1 protein-coding gene is annotated in these 3948 nt (G+C 63.3%); it reads right to left on the reverse strand.

All coding sequences use genetic code 11. The features are described from left to right. Positions 1-267: 267 nt before the first annotated feature. Positions 268-3465, reverse strand: coding sequence for a bifunctional proline dehydrogenase/L-glutamate gamma-semialdehyde dehydrogenase PutA (gene putA, locus ABNU97_RS17405; RefSeq protein WP_348767931.1), 3198 nt, complete (start codon positions 3463-3465; stop codon positions 268-270). Between the last annotated feature and the right edge of the window lie 483 nt (positions 3466-3948).

The following is a 3948-nucleotide window of genomic DNA, read 5'->3' on the forward strand; positions in this document are numbered from 1 at the left end:
GCGTCTTGTCAGACGCGCGCAAAAGACACCGGCGCGACCGTAGATGAATAGATCACAGGTTCCCTAACAAGCCGGGCCAGAAGGTCCGGCTTTTTTCTGGCCCTCGTGTGTGCCTTGGGCCGATACGCCGGTGATTATCCCGCCCCGGCGAATCGATCTTGCCCCCTTGGATTCACACACGTCGTCGCCTACCGGATACGCGCCTGAACCCCGGTCGCTGCGTGAGTCCACCGCGCGGCGTACGGAGTCGCCGGCGGATCGCAGCGCTTATGCGTAGCGCTGTGGTTCCGGTGTGACCCATGCATTGTCGGCGGGCTCGTCTTCTTCCAGCGACATCAGCGAGGCATTGCCGCCGGCGGCCGTGGTATCGCGGCTGATTGCCCGCTCGGTGGCAAAGCGGTGCAGGTAATGCGGGCCGCCGGCTTTCGGGCCGGTGCCGGACAAACCTTCGCCGCCGAACGGGTGTACGCCCACGACCGCACCGATGATGTTGCGATTGACGTAGGCATTGCCCACCTTGATCCGGCGCACGACGCGTTCGACGGTGGTATCGATCCGGCTGTGAATGCCGAAGGTCAGGCCGTAGCCCAGCCCGTTGATTTGATCGACGACCGCATCGATATCTTCGGCCTCATAGCGGATGACGTGCACGATCGGGCCGAACTGTTCCTCGCCGAGATCGTCGATGCTGTTCAGCTCGACGGCACGGGGTGCCACGTAAGTGCCGTTGCCCTGGGGCGGCTTGCAGGCATAAAGCGTGTTGAGCTTTTCTTTGGTCTGCTCGATATAGTTGGTCAGACCGTCGCGCGCTTCGGCATCGATGACCGGCGTGACGTCGGTGGACAGCTTCCAGGGATCACCGATCGACAGCTCCGCCATGGCGCCCGAGAGCATGGTCAGCAGGGTGTCGGCGATATCGGTCTGGACATAGAGCACGCGCAGGGCCGAACAGCGCTGGCCGGCGCTCTGAAAGCCCGAGCGAATGACGTCGGCTACCACCTGTTCGATCAACGCGGACGAGTCCACGATCATTGCATTCTGGCCGCCGGTTTCGGCGATCATGGGAATCAGCGGCCCGTCACGCTCGGCCAGGGTTTTGTTGATCGCCTTGGCGGTGGCCAGCGAGCCGGTAAAAGCGACGCCGGACACCCGTGTGTCGGCCACGAGCTTTGCGCCTACCGACGGGCCGTCGCCCGGCAGGAAATAGAGCACGTCGCGCGGCACGCCGGCCTCGTGCATGAGCTGGACCGCACGATGGCCGATCAGACAGGTTTGTTCGGCGGGCTTGGCGATAACCGCGTTACCGGCTGCCAGTGCCGCGGCAACCTGGCCGGTAAAGATTGCCAGCGGGAAATTCCAGGGACAGATACATACGAATACACCGCGACCCACGAGCCGATAGGTGTTGCGCTCGCCCGTGGGGCCCGGCAGCAGCGTTTCGCCGTCGAACTCGTCTTCGACCTGGCAGGCATAGTAGCGACAGAAATCCACGGCCTCGCGCACCTCGGCCACGCCGTCGCCGATGTTCTTGCCGGCCTCGCGTGCGCACAGTGCGATCAGCTCAGCCATATGGCTTTCGAGCAGGTCGGCGTAGCGGCGCAGTACGGCAGCGCGTTCGTGCCCTGGCGTGGCGCTCCAGCGATCCGCGGCCGTCGCGGCGCCGGCCAGCGCGGCTTCGATATCGTCCGGGTTGGCCCAGACCACATCGCCCACGCTGATATCGTTATCCGCCGGTGATTTGACCGCGATCGCCGTGCGTTTGTTGAAGTCGACCGCTGTTTCGCCGATCAGGGGCGCTGCACGCCAGGTACGCGCATCCGCATCACGCATGCCGTCGGACAGGGCGTCCAGCTCGCGTATGTCCGACAGATCCACGCCTTTCGCATTCGGGCGACGGCTGCCGTAGAGGTCGTGGGGCAGGGGGATACGCGGATGCCGGGCCTGCTGCTGTTTTTCGGCCGCAAACACCGGGTCGGCAACGATGTCTTCCACCGGCTCGTTCTCGTCCACAAGGCGATTCACGAACGAGCTGTTGGCGCCGTTTTCAAGCAGGCGGCGTACGAGATAGGCAAGCAGATCCTCGTGGGCGCCGACCGGCGCATAGATACGGCAGGCCGCCCGCCGCTCGCCTTTCTCCACGATTTCTTCGTACAGGTCTTCGCCCATGCCGTGCAGGCGCTGGAACTCGAAGTCCGTGCGCTCGCCTACCGCCTGGCGGATATAAGCGAGCGTATGGGCATTGTGGGTGGCGAACTGGCCGTAGAACACGTCCGAGGCATCGAGGATGTGCTGGGCACAGGCAAGGAAGGACACATCCGTATTCATCTTGCGGGTGAATACCGGATAGCCGTCCACGCCGGCTTCCTGGGCACGCTTGATCTCGGTATCCCAATAGGCGCCCTTGACCAGCCGGATCATGATGCGACGGTTGTGGCGTCGGCCCAGGTCGGCGAGCCAGTCGATCACGTCGAGCGCGCGCTTCTGATAGGCCTGTACCGCCAGGCCGAGGCCCTGCCAGTCGGCGAGGTCCTGTTCCTGCGATACGCAGGCGAACAGCTCCAGCGACAGATCCAGGCGCGCGGCTTCTTCCGCGTCGATGGTCATGTTGATGTCGTGCTTTGCGGCCAGGCGCGCAAGCTTGAGCAGTCGCGGAAGCAGCTCCTTGTGGACGCGTACCCGATGGCTGAGTTCGTAGCGGGCATGCAGCGCCGACAGTTTGACCGACACGCCCGGCGATTTTTCCGGGCCCAGGCCACGGCTGGCCTTGCCGCATTCTTCAATAGCGTGCCAGTAGTCGTCGAAATAGCGCTGGGCGTCGCGATCGGTACGCGCGGCTTCGCCGAGCATGTCATAGGAATAGGTATAGCCGCGTTTTTCCAGCGATCGGGCGTTGCTGATCGCTTCTTCGATGGTGCGCCCCATCACGAATTGCCGACCCATGATGCGCATCGCCTGGCTGACCGCCTGGCGGATGAACGGCTCGCCGCTGCGTTTGACCAGTCGTTGCAGCACGCTGCGGAAATTGCGCTGGGGCGCATCCTCGTAGCGCAGGATTCGCCCCGTCAGCATCAAGCCCCAGGTGGAAGCATTCACGAACCAGGATTTCGATTCGCCCAGATGCGATTCCCAGTTCGAGCCGCCAATCTTGTCATCGATGAGCCGATCGACCGTGGTCGCATCGGGAATGCGCAGCAGGGCTTCGGCCAGACACATCAGCACCACACCCTCCTGGCTGGACAGCTCGTACTCGTGCATGAAGGCGTCGATGCCGCTGCCGTGGGCATTCTTCTTGCGCACGGCCTGGACGAGCTTGCCGGCTTCGGCTTCCACGCGTCGGCTGGTGTGGGTCGATAGCCGCGCGATTTCGAGCAGCCGATTGATCTGCGTGGCCTCGTCGCAGCGGTAGGTTTCGAGTACGCCGCGATAGGCGGGCTCGTCGATCTGGCTCGGGCGGGAATAGTCCATTGCTGCAAGGCGTCGGCGTGGATTAACAAGATCAATCTAGCGTGGTCGCCGCGCAGGTGTCGATGCGGTGCGCGGTGGCAATAAGTCGCATATACCCGCGCCAGGACGCGCAATCGCGCGCTGGCTTATACAGGGCGAATTCCCGCTTGCCGATGCGTTTCAGGCTGTTAGCGCAGGGCGCTCGGAAAAGCCAAGGGCTGGACCGGCCGCCGGACAGGCACTGAAAGATCGGACAAAAAAAAGCCGCCCGACCTTGCGGTGGGCGGCTTTCCTGCCGTAATGGCGTCCCCAAGGCGATCCGACAGTTTGCCACCCATATTGCTGGCCGTTGTCGCCGGCAAAGCGGCGTAGCCACAAGCGACCGAGACACGAGGGACGGCGGGCAAAATCCGCCTGAGTCTGCGAGTATTCTAGAATCCGTGAGGGCATCGGAAAAGAGTTACAAAAGTAACAAGCCCTAGAAAACCGGCGTAGTCCGCTGTT

Source organism: uncultured Salinisphaera sp., from assembly GCF_964012375.1.
Lineage (GTDB): Bacteria > Pseudomonadota > Gammaproteobacteria > Nevskiales > Salinisphaeraceae > Salinisphaera.